Source organism: Nocardiopsis synnemataformans, assembly GCF_965343085.1.
Taxonomy (GTDB): Bacteria; Actinomycetota; Actinomycetes; order Streptosporangiales; family Streptosporangiaceae; genus Nocardiopsis; species Nocardiopsis alborubida.
In genome coordinates this window covers 14,789-30,213 of record NZ_CBDRFA010000006.1, presented here as the reverse complement: position 1 = coordinate 30,213, position 15,425 = coordinate 14,789, and the positions used below count along the sequence as shown (strand labels likewise).

Genomic DNA, 15,425 nt, shown 5'->3' with positions numbered 1-15,425 from the left:
CATGAAGGTATGAGAGAGCTCCTGGGCAGGATCTCGGCACTGGACCCCGAAGCGGGCGCCGCCGTCAAGGTGATCGCCTACTTCGACGAACTCACCGGAGCCGGAATCGAACCCGTCGTCCGCGGCGCCGCCGTCCTGACCGGCGTCCCCGCCGGGTTCACCCACCCCGGACGCGGCCTCGCGCTACGGATCGACCCCGCCGGAGAGGTCCGACGCACCGCCGCCGACCCTGACCCCTCCTGGTGCTCGGTCCGGGTCTGCGGCGGCGTGCTGTGGCTGGAACGCACCGCCGAACCCGGCCCGGTGGAGGCGATGGTCCTCGAACGCGCGGCGGCCGCCGCCCGCACCCGGCTCGAACGTACCCCGCCCGCGGCGGGCGGACGCGCCGCCCTGGCCCGGGCCCTGGTCGACCCCGACCTGCCCGAGGAGCAGCGCGCCCGGGCCGCCCGCCGCTTGGGGATCAACCCGGGTTCCCCGGCCCGCGCGGTGGCCGACCACGGCGGCGGCGTCCGCGTCCTGGCCGCCGCCGAGCCCCCCGGCGAGCGGCGGGCGGGGGTGGGACCGGCCGTGGAGGCGCTGGCCCTGCCCTCCTCCTGGCACGACGCCCGCCGGGCGCTGCGCTTCACCGCGCGGGGAACCGGCGCCGACCCGGGCCCGTGCGTGGTGTTCGCCGAGGAGCTGGGCGGGCTGCTGCTCCTGGCCGACACCGTGCGGCCCGGAAGCGAACCGGTGCCGGACGTCGCGGCCCTGGAGCGGGTGGCACGCGAGGCAGCGCCGCTGCTGGTGGTCCTGGACGCGGTGGCCTCCTCCCCCAGCCTGCGGGCCGCGGCGGTCCGGGCGGGTGTGCACCACTCCACCCTCCAGGAGAGCGTGGGGCGGGCCGAACGCCTGCTGGGCTGGCCGGTACGCGAGGTGTCGGGGCGGCTGCGTCTCCAGGTGGCGCTGGCTCTGCGTCGGTTGTACTGCAATCTCTGATTGTCGTTTCTGTTTTTACTCCCCTCATTGAAACAATTGTAAGAAACAAGCACCTTTACGACGTAGATTTATAAAAGCGGCGCCTAGTCCACGACGGTGATGCCCAGGGCGGCCAGGATGGTGCCCGCCTGCGCGGGGCTGATGCTCGCCCCCCGCAGGTACCCGGCCTGCTCCAGGGCGGGCTCCCCCAGGTCGGCGCCGCGCAGGTCGGCCCCCGCCAGCTTGACGTTGACCAGGTTGGCGCCGCGCAGCCGCGACTCCGTCCACACCGTCTCGCGCAGGTCCGCGCTGGCCAGGTCGGCCTCGTCCATGCGCATCCCCTCCAGGGTCTGACCGCGCAGCACCAGGCCCTTGCAGCGGGCCAGCATGAGGTTGCAGTGCGCGAAGGTGTAACCGATCCCGCGCAGCGAGTTCAGCCCGGCCCCGGTCATCCGGCAGCCGCTGAAGGCGGTGTCGGTGAGCAGGGCGCCCTGCCAGCGGGTGTTGGCCAGGTCCACCCGCTCGAACCTGGTCTCGGTGCACTCGGCGTGCGAGAACACCGCCCCCGAGGCGCTGCCGCCGGTGAAGACCGCGCCCTCCAGGACGGCCCGCTCCAGGCGGGCCCCGTCCAGGCGGCAGTCGCGGAAGACGGCGTCGACCAGGTCGGCGTCGCGCAGGTCCGCCTCGGTCAGGTCGCAGCGGGTGAACACGCGCGGCGCGTCCAGGGGCCGGGCCAGCAGTTCGCGCAGGTCGGCGCCGGAAAGGTCGGCGCCGGTGGTCTCGGGGAGAAGGAGGTCGGTACTCATCGCCAGCACCCTAGCGCTGGCCTGTGACACCCGCGCTCCGGCACGCCCCCCTGACGCGGGCCGCCCGGTGCGGGCCGCTCCCCTCCCCCGGCACCCCTCCCCCACCCCGCAGCCCCTCCCCCGGCGGGGCTTCAGTCCCGGAGCTTGAGCGCCAGGAACAGGTCCACCCGGTGCTCCAGGCTGCTCAGGTCCCGCCCGGTCAGCTCCTCCACCCGGCCGATCCGGTACCGCAGCGTGTTGACGTGCACGTGCATGGTGGCGGCGCAGCGCTGCCAGGAACCCGAGTGGGCCAGGAACTGCTCCAGCGTCTGCACCAGCTCCGAGCGGTGGTCGCGGTCGTAGGCCAGCAGCGGGCCCAGCAGCCGCTCGCGGTAGGAGGACTGCACCTCCTCGGGGACCGAGGCCAGCAGCAGCTCGTGGGAGTCGATCTCGGCCCCGGCGATCACCCGGGACCGGCCGCCGCGCAGCTCGGCCAGGCGGCGGGCGTGGCGGGCCTCCACGGCGGCGCCGCGCAGGTCGGGCACGCCCCGCACGGCCGAGCTGAGGCCGATGGCGAGCCGGTGGTCGAGCAGGCCGCCCTCCAGGACGCGGGCGCGGTGCAGCAGCGCGGCGCGGACGTCCTCGGCGCTGGCGCGGGCGCCGGTCCCGGCCACCGGGACGACGGCCAGGGAGTCCTCGTCTCCGGTGACGACGGCGCCGGGGCGGTCGGCGACCAGTTCGGCGAGCACGCGCCGGGCCAGGTCGGGCACCCGGGGCTCGGGCAGCATGACGGCGCTGACCACGACGTGGCCGCCCTGGCCGCTGGCCGGGTCGGTGCCGCGCAGGAGTTCGGTGACCTCGTCGAAGCGCTGGGCCGCCAGCAACCGGGGCAGCCCCTCCAGGTGGCGGGCGTCGGTCAGGGCGCGCTCCTCGGCGCGGCTGCGGGCGAGCCCGGCGATGGAGACGAGTTCGGCCACCGACTCGTGCTCCTCCTCGGTCCAGGAGCCGTGGTCGCCCTCGCAGACCACCAGCCAGGTGGCCAGGGGGTGGGACTCGCGGGCCTGGACGGGCAGGAGCGTGAGGGCACGGTCCTCCCGCTGGGGCGTGCGGACGGTGTGCGGCAGGGTCGGGGCGGTCAGGGCACGGGCGGCGATCCACTCGCGCTCGTCCTCGGGCAGGGGCTCACCCGAGGCGGCGATGTGGCGACCGGTGCAGGACAGGACCCAGGCGGCCCGTCCGGTCTGCCCGGCGGCCTCGGCGAAGGCCCGGGGGAAGTCGGCCCCGGCGGCGACATCGGCCATGAGGCGGCGGTGGCGGTCGCGGGTCTCGGCGATGGTGGTGAAGCGGTGCTGGGTCAGGGAGCGCAGCACCTCCTCGGTGACCGCGCCGAAGGAGGTCTCCGGGGGCACCTCCACCAGGGGCAGGTCGTGGGCGCGGCAGGCCTCCACCAGGTCGGCGGGGACCTCGCCCAGGGCGGTCCCGGCGCCGACGGCGACCGCCCCGGCCCCGGCGACGGAGGCCACGAAGGTGCGCGAGTCCTCGGGGCGGGTACGCCACATCATGCCGGTGAGGACGAACTCGCCGCCGCGCAGGTAGCGGGCGGGTTCGAGCAGGTCGGTGGTGTAGGCCCACCGCAGGGTGCGGTGCGCGTGCTCGGCCCCCGACAGGAATCTCAGGTGCAGCCGTGTGACCGCGAGCAGCTCGCTGATCCGCATGAACGTCCCTCTGTCGCTCGTGTGGGCGGCGGGCGCCCCCGGGTGGTACGGCGGCGAACCTTACTCCGGTGACGCCACTTGTAGGAAACGCCCAACGATAACCGTTCGTTCCGCGAACACTTCATGTCATCACTTGCTGGTAGTGACCGCGCTACCAGTGGTGTACTTCACAACATCGACGAGACCCACCAGGGACGACGCGACCGACAAACCGCGCCAGGCCGCGAGTGAGCGGCGGCACGACCATGGCGACAAGAGGACCGAGCATGGAGTTCCTGAGCCCCTCCACACTGGAGGAGGCCCTTGAGGCGAAGAGCGCCCTGCCCGAGGCGGTGCCCATCATGGGCGGCACCGACGTGATGGTGGAGCTCAACTTCGACAAGAGGCGGCCGCCCGCCCTGATCGACCTGACCCGGATCCCCGAACTGGCCGAGTTCGGGCCGGACGGGGAGCACACCCGTCTGGGCGCGGGCGTGCCCTACACCACGGTGATCGAGCATCTGTCGGAGCGGGCCCCGGCGCTGGCCAGGGCATCGCGTTCGGTGGCCTCCCCGCAGATCCGCAACCGCGGCACCGTGGGCGGCAACCTGGGCGGCGCCTCGCCCGCCGGGGAGTCCCACCCGCCGCTGCTGGCCACCGACGCGGTGGTCGAGCTGGCGTCGGTGCGGGGCAGGCGCCGGGTGCCCGCCCGCGAGTTCTACCTGTCGCTGCGCACGACCGCGCGCCAGGCCGACGAGCTGATCACGGCGGTGCTGCTGCCCGAGCCGACGGGCCCCCAGCAGTTCGCCAAGATCGGCACGCGCAACGCGATGGTCATCGCGGTGACCTCCTTCTCGCTGGCCCTGGACACCGGGCGCCAGGCCGTGGGGACGGGCGTGGGCTCGGCCGGTCCCACGCCGCTGCGCGCGGAGGCCGCCGAGGAGTTCCTGGCGGCGGAGTTCGACTGGGAGGACGGCCGCCCGCTCGCGGAACCGGTCGTGCGCAAATTCGGCGAACTGGTGGCCGCGGCCGCCCGCCCCATCGACGACCAGCGGGGCAGCGCCGAGTACCGCAGGCACGCGCTCTCGGTGATGGCGCGCCGCGCACTGAGCTGGTCGGTCACCGACTACCGGAAGGGAGCCACGCGATGCGCGTGAGTTTCAGGGTCAACGGCGAGGACGTCACCGCCGACGACGTGTGGGCGGGCGAGAGCCTGCTGTACGTGCTGCGCGAGCGGCTGGGGTTGCCGGGCAGCAAGAACGCCTGCGAGCAGGGCGAGTGCGGCTCGTGCACGGTCTACTTCGACGGCGTGACGGCGTGCTCGTGCATGATCGCCGCCGGGCAGGCGCAGGGACGCGAGGTGCGCACCGTGGAGGGCCTGACCGAGGGCGGGGGCGAGGGCTCCGAGCGCGAGCTGGGCACGGTGCAGGAGGCCTTCGTGGAGGCGGGCGCGGTCCAGTGCGGTTTCTGCACGCCGGGCCTGCTGGTGCAGACCGACGACCTGCTGGAGCGCACGGTGGGCGCGGGGCTGCCCGCGCCGGAGGACGCCGAGATCCGTGAGGCGCTGGCGGGCAACCTGTGCCGGTGCACCGGGTACGAGAAGATCCTCGACGCGGTGCGCCTGGCCGCCTCGCGGCGGGTCGGGAGCGGCTCGTGAGCGCGGTGGACGGGAACGGGTTCGTCGTCGAGGGCGCCCACGTGGTGACCGTGGACGGCGCGGAGTACGCCGACGGCCACGTGGTGGTGCGCGGAGGGCGCATCGCCGCGGTGGGCGCGGGACCGGCACCCGGGGCCGAGGGCCTCGAACGCGTGGACGGGCGCGGGTGCCTGGTCACGCCGGGCCTGGTCAACACGCACAACCACCTCTACCAGTGGGCGACGCAGGGGCTGTTCGCCGACGGCACGCTCTTCGAGTGGCTGGTGGGCTCCTACGAGATCTGGGGCCGCCTGGACGCCGACGTGGTGTCGGGGACGACCTCCGCCGGTCTGGCCCACCTGGCGCTGTCGGGGTGCACGACCGCCTCCGACCACCACTACATCCACCCCTCGGGACGCGGGGACATCGTGGCCGCCGAGGTGGAGGCCGCCCGCGAGGTGGGCGTGCGCCTGGACCTGGCCCGCGGGTCGATGGACCGGGGCAGGAGCCAGGGCGGGCTGCCGCCGGACGCCGTGGTGGAGTCGCTGGAGCGCGCCCTGGCGGGCACCGCCGAGGCCATCGACATCTACCACGACACCGCGCCCGAGGCGATGACGCGGGTGGCGGTGGCCCCGTGCTCGCCGTTCTCGGTCTCGCGCGAGCTGATGGTGGAGAGCGCGGCGCTGGCCCGGGACCGGGGGGTGCGGCTGCACACCCACCTGGCCGAGACGCTCGACGAGGAGGAGCAGTGCCTGGCCGAGTTCGGGTGCACCCCCGTGGAGTACGCCGAGAAGCTCGGCTGGCTGGGCGCGGACGTGTGGTTCGCGCACGCCGTGCACCTGTCGGACGCGGCGATCGGGCGGATCGCGGCCACGGGCACCGGGGTGGCGCACTGCCCCACCTCCAACGCCCGTCTGGGCGCGGGGATCTGCCGGGTTCCCGAGCTGTTGGAGGCGGGCGTGCCGGTGGGCCTGGGCGTGGACGGCCCGGCCTCCAGCGAGCTGACGCCGCTGGCCGGTGAGATGCACCAGGCGCTGTTGATGGCCCGCGCCCGCAGGGGCCCCAAGGCGCTCAGCGCCCGCCAGGCGCTGGAGATGGCCACCCTGGGCGGCGCCCGGGTGCTGGGCCGCGACGCCGAACTGGGCTCCCTGGCGGTGGGCAAGCTGGCCGACATCGCGCTGTGGCGGGTGGACGGGTTCGGCTACGACGTGATCGGGGACCCGGTGGTGGCGGCGGTCTTCGGCCCCACCCCGCCCCTGGAGCGGCTCTGGGTCGGCGGGAGCACCGTCGTCGACCGCGGTGAGCTGCGCACCCTGTCCGCCGAGACCGCCGCCGCGCGCGGCCGTGCGGCGCACCGCGCCCTGACGCAGGAGGTGAGCCGCTGATGGCGGCGACGACCCGTACCGTGACGGACCTGACGAGCACGACCAGGGACGGGGTGGGCTCCAGCCCGCGCCGCCCCGACGGGACCCTGAAGGTCACCGGCGAGTTCGCCTACTCCTCGGACATGTGGATGGAGGACATGCTGTGGGGGGCGACCCTGCGCAGCCCCCACCCGCACGCCGAGATCCGCGGCATCGACGTCACCGAGGCGCTGAAGGTGCCCGGGGTGCACGCGGTGCTCACCCACGAGGACGTGCCCGGGCACAAGCGCTACGGGCTGGAGTACCAGGACCAGCCGGTGCTGGCCTTCGGCAAGGTGCGCTACAAGGGCGAGGCGGTGGCGATCGTGGCCGCCGACCACCCCGAGACCGCGCGGCGGGCGATGGAGCGCGTCCGGGTGGACTACGCGGTGCTGGAGCCGGTCAGCGACTCCCGGCGGGCCGCACTGGACCCCGACTGCCCGCCGGTGCACGAACCGGGCACGGTCCCCGACCACCCCGAGTACAACCCGCGCGGCAACCGGCTGCGCTACCAGCCGGTGCGCACGGGCGCGTTCGCCGCCGCGGCGGGCTCGGACGGGCGCGAGGGCGAGGTACTGGAGCGGCTGCGCGCCGAGGCCCACGCGGTGGTGTCCTCCGAGTACGAGGTCGGCATGCAGGACCAGGCCTTCCTGGGCCCGGAGTCGGGCATGGCCGTCCCGGCCGAGGACGGCGGGGTGGACCTGTACGTGGCCACGCAGTGGCTGCACGTGGACCAGCGCCAGATCGCCCCGGCGCTGGGGCTGCCCGAGGACAAGGTGCGACTGACCCTGGCCGGGGTGGGCGGTGCCTTCGGTGCCCGCGAGGACCTGTCGATGCAGATCCACGCGGCCCTGCTGGCGCTGCGCACCGGCAGACCGGTCAAGTTCGTGTACAACCGCGAGGAGTCCTTCTACGGGCACGTGCACCGGCACCCGGCCAGAATGCGCTACGAGCACGGGGCGCGCGCGGACGGCACGCTGCTCTACGCCACGGCGGAGATCATCGTGGACGGCGGCGCGTACGCGTCGGCGACCCCCGCGGTGGTGGGCGTGGCCTCCTCCCTGGGCATCGGCCCCTACGAGGTGGAGAACGTGCTGGTGGACGCCTACGGGGTGTACACCAACAACCCGCCGTGCGGCGCGATGCGCGGGTTCGGCGCGGTGCAGGCCTGCTTCGCCTACGAGTCGCAGATGGACCGGCTCGCCGAGGAGCTGGGAATGCACCCAGTGGACCTGCGGATCAGGAACGCCATGTCGCAGGGCTCGCGGATCATCACGGGCCAGGAGATCGACATGCCGCTGCCGATGGCGGAGATGCTGGAGCGCTGCCGCGACCTGCCGATGCCGCCCGAGCGCGACGCGCTGGCCGACCCCGCCGACCAGCGCACCCTGCCGGGCGGGGTGGCGGGCACCACGCGCGGCGAGGGCGTGGTGCGCGGTGTGGGCTACGGCCTGGGGCTGAAGAACCTGTGCTTCTCGGAGGGGTTCGACGACTACTCCACCGCGCGGGTGCGGCTGGAGGTCGTGGGCGGCGAGCCGGTGGTGCTGGTGCACACGGCTGCGGCCGAGGTCGGCCAGGGCCTGGTGACGGTCAAGGGGCAGATCGCCCGGACCGAACTGGGCGTGGAGAAGGTGGTCATCGCCCCCGCCGACACCCAGGTCGGCTCGGCGGGCTCCTCCTCGGCCTCGCGGCAGTCGTACATGACCGGCGGCGCGGTCATGACCGCGTGCGCGTCGGTGCGCGCCGAGGTGTTCGCGCTGGCCCGCGAGCGCGGGATCGTGCCCGAGGCGCTGCCCGACACCGACCTGTCCCTGGACGGCGGCAAGCTGGTGTCGGCCACGGTCGGCGCGCTGGTGTCCCTGGCCGACCTGCTGGGGGAGTCGGCGCGCGGCGGCACGGTGGTCGAGCACACCCGCGAGTACCACCACCGGCCCACCGAGATGCTCGACCCCAGGCTGGGCCAGGGCTCCTCGCACACCCAGTTCGGGATGTGCGTGCACCGGGCCGTGGTGGACGTGGACGTGGAACTGGGCCTGGTGAAGGTGGTCGCGCTCGACGCGGTGCAGGACGTGGGCCGGGTGCTGCACCCCCAGCAGCTGGCCGGGCAGATCCAGGGCGGCTCCACGCAGGGTCTGGGCCTGGCGTTGATGGAGGAGGTGCAGGTCAAGGACGGGGAGATCCGCAACCCCTCGTTCACCGACTACCTCATCCCCACCATCCTGGACACGCCGCCGATGCGGATCGACGTGCTGGAGCGCCCCGACCCGCACGCGCCCTACGGGCTGCGCGGCGCGGGTGAGCCGCCGACGCTGTCCTCGACCCCGGCCGTCGTCGCCGCGGTGCGCGCGGCCACGGGCAGGGCCCTGACCCACGCGCCGGTGCGCCCGGAGGACATCGTGGGCATCGAGCTGTAACCGCGACGGGCGGTGCGGCGGCGGGGTCCCCCGCCGCGCCGCCCCCCATGAACCGCCCGCCCCGGGTTCGTCGGCGCCCCGACACCGGGGCGGGTGCGTACCGGCAGGACAGCGCCGTCCTGCACACACCCTCATGTGAACACTGAGAGTATCCACCCCCCCCACACATGGCGATGGCTGCCATGCTCATCTCCCTCCAGGAGGGGACATGACCCAACTCAAGGACTCCGGCCCGCACTCGGGGGCCCGGAAGCCCACGGCTCGATCCTGGCTCGACCGCTTCTTCTTCGTCAGCGAGCGCGGCTCCACCTTCGGGCGCGAGGTCCGCGGCGGGCTGACCACCTTCATGGCGATGGCCTACATCATCGTCCTGAACCCGATCATCCTCAGCGGCGTCTCCGACGCGAACGGCGACGTGCTGTCCGCGGGACAGCTGACCACCATGACCGCCCTGTCCGCCGGGCTGGTCACCATCATGATGGGGGTGGTCGGCCGGGCGCCGATCGCCTGCGCCGCCGCCCTGGGGGTGATGGCGGTCGTGGCCTACCAGGCCGCGCCCGTGATGGCCTGGCCCGAGGTGATGGGCCTGGTCGTGTGGCAGGGCGTCGCCATCATCCTCATGGTCGTGACCGGCGTGCGGACCGCGGTGATGAACGCGCTGCCGCACAACCTCAAGATGGCCATCGGCGTGGGCATCGGCCTGTTCGTGGCCCTCATCGGACTGGACAACGCGGGCTTCGTCAGCGCCGGGGAGGGCGGCGGCCTGCTCCAGATCGGCGCGGCCGGGGGCGGCGGCCACCTCGACGGGTGGCCGATCCTGGTCTTCGTGTGCGGTCTGGTGCTGGCCAGCCTCCTGCTGGTGCGCGGGGTGCCCGGCGCGATCTTCTACGGCATCGTCGGCGCCACGGTCCTGGCGATCGTCGTGCACTACGCGGCGGGCCTGGACGCGCAGGCCTGGGGCGGGGCCAGCCCCGAGCTGCCCGGCAACCCGTTCGCGGCGCCCGACTTCGGCCTGCTGCTCCAGGTGGACATGTTCGGCGCCTGGACCTCGGCCGGTGCGACCACGGCGGGCGTCATCCTGTTCACCCTGGTGCTGGCCGGGTTCTTCGACGCCCTGGGCACCATCCTGGCCATCGGCACCAAGGCCGACATCGCCGACGCCAGCGGGCACATGCCCCGGGTCAACCAGATCCTGGTGACCGACGGCGCGGGCGCCGTGGCCGGGGGCCTGACCAGCTCCTCCGCGACGCTGGTGTTCGTGGAGTCCACGGCGGGGGTGAGCGAGGGCGCCCGGACCGGTCTGGCGAGCGTGGTCACGGGGCTGCTCTTCCTCACGGCGATCTTCCTGGCCCCGGTGTTCGGCGTGGTCCCGGCTCAGGCCGCGGCCGTGGCGATGGTGCTGGTGGGCGCCATGATGATGATGCACATCAGGGAGATCGACTGGTCGGACATCGCCGTGGCGATCCCGGCCTTCCTGACCATCGCGATGATGCCGTTCACCTTCGACATCGCCAGTGGTATCGGCATCGGGATCATCTCCTACACGCTGGTCAGGTCGGCCCAGGGGCGCGTGCGCGACGTGGGCTGGCTGATGTGGGTGCTCTCGGCCGTGTTCGCGTTCCACTTCTCCATGCACGCGCTGGGGCTTTGAGCCGGATCCGCTGAGGGGAGGCCGGGCCGCCGAGGGGGCGGCCCGGCCTCCCCCTTTTTTTTCTGGGGCCCGGTCGGGGCCGCGCGTCCCCGGAGCAGCCGCGGAGCCCTCCGTGGCGAAGGGCGCGGCCGCACGGGACGCGGTACCTCGTTGACATCGGTCGGCGGCGCCCATAAGTTGACAATGTCAACTTCGTATCGAGGGAAGCCACCCCATGAACGTTCGAGTCAACGGCGTCTCCTCCCCCGCCCCCGACTCCCCCGACACCACGGCGGCCGAGCACATCCGCGACCGCCTCGGCCTGACCGGCACCAAGATCGCCTGCGGCACCGGGGTCTGCGGCGCCTGCACCGTCCTGGTGGAGGGAGCACCCACCGCCTCGTGCCTGCTGCCCGCCGACCTGTTGGAAGACCGCGAGGTCACCACCGTGGAGGGCCTGGGCGGCGACCACCCCGTCCAGCGCGCCTTCGCCGCCCACGACGGGCTCCAGTGCGGCTACTGCACGCCCGGGTTCGTGGTGGAGGCCTCCGCCTTCGTCGACTCCTGGCGCGCCGAGCACGGCGACGTCCGCCCCGGCCGCGACCGCGTGGCCGACGCCCTGGCCGGGCACCTGTGCCGCTGCGGCGCCTACGAGGGGATCTTCGCCGCCGTGGACGCCGCCTGCGCGGGCGAGTTCGACACCGAGCCCGAGCAGGCGCCGCCGCGCGCGGACGCCCTGGCCAAGGTCACCGGCCGGGCCCGCTTCAGCGCCGACCTGGCCCCCGAGGGCACCTGGGAGGGGGTGATCGTGCGCTCCTCCCACGCCCACGCGCGGGTGCGCGCCGTCGACCCCGGCGGGGCGCGGAACGCGGCCGCCCGCCGTCCCGGGCCCGGACAGCCCCTGGACCCGCACCCGGTGTTCGTCGACCTGCTGGGCGAGGAGCGCACGGTGCGCTACGTCGGCCAGCCCGTCGCCGCGGTGTCCGCGCCCACCGCGGCCCTGGCCCGCGCCGCCGCACGGGCCGTGCGGGTGGACTACGACCCCCTGCCCGCCGTGCTCGACATCGAGAAGGCGCGCGCGAAGGACACCCCGCAGGTGTACACCACGCGCGCCGAACGCCAGGCCGCCCCCTCCTACGGAGAGGGCCCCAGTCTCCCGGCCCGCTGGGACGGCAACACGCGCGGTCCCTCCAGCGTCGGCTGGCGCGGCGCCACCGCGGTGCGGCGCCTGCGCACGGCCGCCGAACGCCGGGACCCGCGCCTGGTCGCCCAGGAGTACACCACCGCCGTGCAGATGCACAGCCCGCTGGAGCCCCACGTGTGCGTGGCCTCCTGGGACCGCGACGGCTCGCTGACCCTGCGGACGTCCACCCAGGCGGTGGCCAAGGTCGCCCAGAAGGCCGCCGAGCGCTGGAAGCTGCCGCCGGAGAAGGTGCACGTGCTCAGCGAGTACGTCGGCGGCGGCTTCGGCGCCAAGGCCAAGCTGTCGGTCGACATGGTCGCCGCGGTCGAGCTGTCCCGGCTCGCCCACGCCCCGGTGCGCGTGTCCTTCGACCGCGCCGAGGAGCTCACCGACGCCGGGAACCGCCCCGGAACCCGCACCCGGGTGGCGCTGCTCGCCGACGACTCCGGAGACCTGGCGGCGATGACCGTGGACTCCCACGGCGACGGCGGCGTCTCGGTGGGCTCCACCACGGCCGTCTTCGGACTGCTGATGTACGGGCGCTCACCGCGCCGGGCCCGCGACTTCGACGTGGTCACCCACCGCCCGCCGGGCCTGCCCATGCGTGCCCCCGGCGGCGCCCCGATGTCCTGGGCCATGGAGCAGGCCGTGGACACGATGGCCCACCGGCTGGGCGAGGACCCCCTGTCCCTGCGCCGCCGCTGGGACGGCAACCCCAAGCGCCGGGCCCTGTACGAGCGGGCCGCCGCCCTGGAACTGTGGCGCGAGCGCCCGCGCGGGTCCCGCACCGGCCGGTTCCGGCGCGGGGTCGGCGTCGCCGCCTCCAACTGGCTCTACCTCATGGGCCCGAGCGCGAAGGTCGAGCTGTCGGTCCGCGACGGCGCGGTGGTCGTGCGCTCGGCCACCCAGGACATCGGCACCGGTATCCGCACGGTCCTGGGCGAGGTGGTCGCCGAGCGGCTGGGGATGTCCGCCGCCGACGTGCGCGTGGAGATCGGTGACAGCTCCTCGGTGCACGGCACCGGTTCCTTCGGCAGCCGCACCACCACCTCGATGGGGCCCGCCGCGGCCGACGCCGCCGACCGGCTACGCGCCGAGCTGCGCGAACGCGAGCCGCGGGTCCCCGCCACGGGGCCGATCCCCGAGCACGCCCTCAAGGACGCGCTGACCGCGGCCGAGGGGGTGCGGGTGGTCGGTGAGCGCGGCCGGGACCGCCGGGGCGCGCTCACCCCGAACATGGACGACCTGGCCGTGGGCCGGGGCATGAGCGGCGCCGTGCACGTGATGGAGGTGGAGGTGGACACCCTGCTGGGCCGGGTGCGCCCCACCCGCTGCTGGGCGGGGCTGGCCGTGGGCCGCGTGTACGCCGAGCGGCTGGCCCGCAACCAGGCCGAGGGTGCCGTGGTGCAGGGCGTGGGGTACGCGCTCTTCGAGGAGCGCCGCCACGACCCGGCCACCGGAGTGGTGCTCACCGACAACCTGGAGGACTACCGGCTCCCAGGGCTGGGCGACGTCCCCGAGACCGAGGTGCACTTCCACCAGGAGGGCTTCGAGCACGCCGCGGGCGCGGGGGTCGGCCTGGGCGAGATCTCGCTGGTGGGCGTGGCCGCGTCCGTGGCCAACGCCGTGCACGACGCCACCGGCTGGCGCCCCCTGGACCTGCCCATCCGCCCGGACCGACTGCTGGAGGGACTGCGTTGACCGCGACCACACGCCCCACGGGGCTGGAGGAGGCCCTGACCGGGCTGGAGGGCACGGGCGCCCGCCCGCGCGCCGGGGGCACCGACCTGACGGCGTGCCTGGCCTCGGGGGTCCTGGAACCGGCGCCCGTGGTCGACCTGACCGGGGTGGAGGAGCTGCGCGGGGTGGAGTGGCGCCCCGACGGCTCGGCCCGGGTGGGCGCGCTGACCGGCGTCGCCGAGCTGTCCGCGGACCCCGCGCTGGCCGCGGCCTATCCGGCGCTGGCGGCCACGGCGCGGGCGCTGGCCACGCCGCAGGTGCGCAACGCCGCGACGCTGGGCGGCAACCTGCTCCAGCGCAACCGGTGCTGGTACCTGCGCAACCCGGCCTTCGACTGCTTCCAGACGGGCGGGGACTCCTGCCCGGCGCGCGGGGGCGACCACCTGTACGGGGTGGTCGTGGACCAGGGCCCGTGCGCGGCTCCGCACCCGTCCTCGCTGGCGGTGGCGCTGCTGGCCCACGACGCGTCGGTGCTGGTGGCGGGCAACGGGCGGACCGAGATGGCGGTGGCCGACCTCTACGACGCCGCCGACCCGACCCGCGACCACGTGCTGGAGCCGGGCCGGGTGCTGGTGTCGGTGGCGCTGCCGGTCCCGGTTCCGGGCGAGCGGTCCGCCTACCGCCGTGCCACCGGGCGCTCTCGCGCGGAGTGGCCGCTGGTGGAGGCGGTGGTGCGCCTGGCCCTGGCGGACGGGGGCTTGGGGCCGGTGACCTCGGCTGCCGTGGCCGTGGGCGGGGTGGCGCGCACCCCGTTGCGGCTGCCCGAGGTGGAGGCCGCCCTGGTGGGCGCGTGTGCGGGCCAGGCTCTGGACGAGGGCGTGGCCGGGGCTCTGGAGGGCCTGGCCGACCTGTGCTCCCCGCTGCCCGCGACCGGGTACAAGGTGGGGCTGCTGAGCGCCACCGTGCGCGACGTCCTGGAGCGGGCCCTGGACGCTCCCGGCGACTGAGGCTCGGGGCCTTCCCGAACGGCCGCGGGCCGGGGCCGCCGGGATCGGCGGCGCCCGGCCCGCGGCCTGGACCCGTCGGGAAGGTCAGCCGCGCAGCAGCGCCTGGTGGGCCAGCTCCCGGCACGCGACCCCGAAGTCCAGCCCGGCGGCGGCCGCCCCCATCGGGAAGGTGGAGGTCTCGGTCAGGCCCGGGGCCACGTTGGTCTCCAGGAAGGTGACACGGCCGTCGGCCCCCACGATGACGTCGGTGCGGGACAGGTCCCGCAACCCCAGGACGCGGTGCGCGGTCAGCGCCACCTCCGTGGCCTCGGCGACGGTGGCGGGGTCCAGGCGCGCCGGGCAGAAGAACTCGGTGCGCCCGGCGGTGTAGCGGGCGGCGTAGTCGTACACCCCGCCGTCGGGCACGATCTCCACCGGCGGCAGCGCCACCGGCCCGTCGCCGGTGTCGAGGACGCCCACGGCCAGCTCGGTTCCCTGCACCTGCTCCTCGACCAGGGCCGAGTCGCTGTAGGCGAAGCAGGACACCAGGGCGGCCGACAGCTCCTGCACCGAGCCGACCGGGGCCGCGCCGAACGCGGAGCCGCCCCGGTCGGGCTTGACGAACAGCGGCAGGCCCAGCCGGTCGGCGAGCCGGTCCATCAGCGCCGGAGCGCCCAGGTCGTGGAAGGTCGACTTGGGCAGGGCGGCGCCGCGCGGCACCCGCACGCCCCTGGCGGCCAGCAGCGCCTTGGCGGCGGGCTTGGAGTAGGCCAGGCGGCAGCCCCCCGGCCGGGCGCCCACGTAGGGCACCCCGACCAGTTCCAGGACCTCCCGGATGGCGCCGTCCTCCCCCGCGGCCCCGTGCAGGACGGGGAAGACCACCTGCGGCGGGTCCTGGACGAGGCGGTCCAACAGGGTGGAGTCCACGTCGGCGACCTGGACCTCCACGCCCAGTCGGCGCAGCGCCTCGGCGACGCCGCGCCCGGAGTGAACGCTCACCTCGTGTTCGGGGGACAGGCCCCCGGCCAGGACGAGGACCCGGTCAAGGTCTGCCACGGCG

General features: G+C 74.8%; 11 protein-coding genes. 8 read left to right on the top strand and 3 right to left on the bottom strand.

The genetic code is table 11. The annotated features are described in order from the left end of the window. Window positions 1-9 precede the first annotated feature (9 nt). Window positions 10-975, top strand: coding sequence for a helix-turn-helix domain-containing protein (locus ACSIH6_RS04545; protein WP_435106899.1), 966 nt, complete (start codon window positions 10-12; stop codon window positions 973-975). An 83-nt stretch (window positions 976-1,058) separates the two neighbouring features. On the opposite strand, the gene ACSIH6_RS04540 is transcribed toward ACSIH6_RS04545, so the two are convergent. Together ACSIH6_RS04540 and ACSIH6_RS04535 are read right to left on the bottom strand one after the other, a co-directional pair. Beyond that, a complete protein-coding gene (locus ACSIH6_RS04540; protein ID WP_435106897.1) occupies window positions 1,059-1,760 on the bottom strand; it encodes a pentapeptide repeat-containing protein in 702 nt (233 codons plus the stop codon). Window positions 1,761-1,891: 131 nt separating this feature from the next. Then, window positions 1,892-3,454, bottom strand: coding sequence for a PucR family transcriptional regulator (locus tag ACSIH6_RS04535; protein ID WP_435106895.1), 1,563 nt, complete (start codon window positions 3,452-3,454; stop codon window positions 1,892-1,894). A gap of 266 nt (window positions 3,455-3,720) precedes the next feature. Here ACSIH6_RS04535 and ACSIH6_RS04530 point away from each other — a divergent pair, with 266 nt between their 5' ends. The 7 genes from ACSIH6_RS04530 (at window position 3,721) to ACSIH6_RS04500 (ending at window position 14,386) form a co-directional block, all read left to right on the top strand. Next, on the top strand, window positions 3,721-4,590 hold the full coding sequence (locus ACSIH6_RS04530) for an FAD binding domain-containing protein (protein WP_435106893.1): 870 nt from the start codon (window positions 3,721-3,723) through the stop codon (window positions 4,588-4,590). Further along, complete coding sequence (locus ACSIH6_RS04525; RefSeq protein ID WP_150251339.1) at window positions 4,581-5,090, top strand: (2Fe-2S)-binding protein; 510 nt, start codon at window positions 4,581-4,583, stop codon at window positions 5,088-5,090. The genes ACSIH6_RS04530 and ACSIH6_RS04525 overlap by 10 nt, the downstream gene beginning before the upstream one ends. Then, window positions 5,087-6,454: an 8-oxoguanine deaminase gene (locus tag ACSIH6_RS04520; RefSeq protein WP_435106891.1), complete on the top strand. Its 1,368-nt coding sequence runs from the start codon at window positions 5,087-5,089 to the stop codon at window positions 6,452-6,454. The genes ACSIH6_RS04525 and ACSIH6_RS04520 overlap by 4 nt, the downstream gene beginning before the upstream one ends. Then, a complete protein-coding gene (locus tag ACSIH6_RS04515; RefSeq protein ID WP_435106889.1) occupies window positions 6,454-8,886 on the top strand; it encodes a xanthine dehydrogenase family protein molybdopterin-binding subunit in 2,433 nt (810 codons plus the stop codon). Before ACSIH6_RS04520 ends, ACSIH6_RS04515 begins: the two co-directional genes overlap by 1 nt. A gap of 208 nt (window positions 8,887-9,094) precedes the next feature. Next, window positions 9,095-10,537 (top strand): NCS2 family permease, encoded by a 1,443-nt coding sequence (locus ACSIH6_RS04510; protein WP_435106887.1) that lies wholly within the window; start codon window positions 9,095-9,097, stop codon window positions 10,535-10,537. A gap of 214 nt (window positions 10,538-10,751) precedes the next feature. After that, window positions 10,752-13,400: a molybdopterin-dependent oxidoreductase gene (locus tag ACSIH6_RS04505; protein WP_435106885.1), complete on the top strand. Its 2,649-nt coding sequence runs from the start codon at window positions 10,752-10,754 to the stop codon at window positions 13,398-13,400. After that, complete coding sequence (locus tag ACSIH6_RS04500) at window positions 13,397-14,386, top strand: FAD binding domain-containing protein (RefSeq protein WP_435106883.1); 990 nt, start codon at window positions 13,397-13,399, stop codon at window positions 14,384-14,386. The genes ACSIH6_RS04505 and ACSIH6_RS04500 overlap by 4 nt, the downstream gene beginning before the upstream one ends. A gap of 84 nt (window positions 14,387-14,470) precedes the next feature. Here the strand turns inward: ACSIH6_RS04500 and ACSIH6_RS04495 are convergent, their stop codons facing one another. After that, the gene (locus tag ACSIH6_RS04495) at window positions 14,471-15,421 is read right to left on the bottom strand and encodes a D-alanine--D-alanine ligase family protein (protein ID WP_435106881.1); all 951 of its coding nucleotides are present in this window, start codon (window positions 15,419-15,421) and stop codon (window positions 14,471-14,473) included. Window positions 15,422-15,425 lie beyond the last annotated feature (4 nt).

Coding starts and splice junctions, on each gene's coding strand:
- ACSIH6_RS04545 (WP_435106899.1), top strand. CDS start 10: ATGAGAGAGCTCCTGGGCAGGATCTCGGCACTGGACCCCGAAGCGGGC.
- ACSIH6_RS04540 (WP_435106897.1), bottom strand. CDS start 1,760: ATGAGTACCGACCTCCTTCTCCCCGAGACCACCGGCGCCGACCTTTCC.
- ACSIH6_RS04535 (WP_435106895.1), bottom strand. CDS start 3,454: ATGCGGATCAGCGAGCTGCTCGCGGTCACACGGCTGCACCTGAGATTC.
- ACSIH6_RS04530 (WP_435106893.1), top strand. CDS start 3,721: ATGGAGTTCCTGAGCCCCTCCACACTGGAGGAGGCCCTTGAGGCGAAG.
- ACSIH6_RS04525 (WP_150251339.1), top strand. CDS start 4,581: ATGCGCGTGAGTTTCAGGGTCAACGGCGAGGACGTCACCGCCGACGAC.
- ACSIH6_RS04515 (WP_435106889.1), top strand. CDS start 6,454: ATGGCGGCGACGACCCGTACCGTGACGGACCTGACGAGCACGACCAGG.
- ACSIH6_RS04510 (WP_435106887.1), top strand. CDS start 9,095: ATGACCCAACTCAAGGACTCCGGCCCGCACTCGGGGGCCCGGAAGCCC.
- ACSIH6_RS04505 (WP_435106885.1), top strand. CDS start 10,752: ATGAACGTTCGAGTCAACGGCGTCTCCTCCCCCGCCCCCGACTCCCCC.